Origin of the sequence: Mesorhizobium sp. M1A.F.Ca.IN.020.03.2.1 (assembly GCF_004023205.1) — a bacterium.
Classification (GTDB): domain Bacteria; phylum Pseudomonadota; class Alphaproteobacteria; order Rhizobiales; family Rhizobiaceae; genus Mesorhizobium.
In genome coordinates, this window is record NZ_RZSV01000491.1 from 1 (window position 1) to 835 (window position 835).

Consider the following 835-nt stretch of genomic DNA (forward strand, 5'->3'; position numbering starts at 1 on the left):
ACCGACTGCTGGCGCACGCCGCGATTGCTCAGCCATTGCCCGAGCAGCGTCTCGGTGTAGCCGGCGCCATAGACGAAGCCGGTGTCGAACAGGTTGCCGCCGGCTTCGAAATAGGCGTCGAGCAGGATCGAGCCCGAGGAGAAGGTGCGGAAATCCTCGAAGCCGAGCGCCAGCCGCGAGACGGGCTTCGGCAGGCCGGGAATCGCGCGTTTGCCGATGGCGGTGCCGTTGGCGCGCAGCGGCCGGCCGGAGATGGTGTTGACGCGCTTAGCCGGCTTTTCGATCTCGTACTCCAGCCCGACGGCGGCGCGCCATTTGTCGAGAACGCGCAGCGTGCCCAGGCTGTCGGCCCAGCCCATGCCCGGCCAGGCGAATTCCTGGCGGCCGGCCAGGATCGCCTCGCCGGCGGCGTCAACCTCGAAGGAATAGAGGTGGCGGGTCTCGTTGACACTGATCACCTCGCGCGTGCCGCCGGACCGGATCACCTCGATCCGGCCCGGTCCGACATCGCGGTTGCCACCGGCGAACCAGAAGTCCGGCACCTCGATTTGGCCGTTGGTGCCGAAAATGCGCAGGACATTGTCCTGGTTGAGCGAGATGCTGCACGAGACCTCGGCGACGATGCCGCCGGGGAAATGGAGCAGCGCCGAGGCCCATTCATCGACGCCGGACTGGCCGAGATGGGCCGCACCGACGACCTTGTCCGGCTCGAGGAAAGGCTTTCCCGCCGCGGCGCCGGCAATCAGCCGCGCCATCGAGACCGGGTAGCCGCCGACGTCGAGGATGCCGCCGCCGGCCAGCTCGCTGGCGTAGAGCCGGTGCTCCGGCATGAAGC

General features: G+C 68.5%; 1 protein-coding gene. It reads right to left on the minus strand.

Going from position 1 to position 835, the window contains the following annotated elements; translation table 11 throughout:
• Positions 1–835 (minus strand): aldo/keto reductase (locus EOA79_RS32300; RefSeq protein WP_206639306.1); only part of this gene is annotated, 835 nt, incomplete at both ends.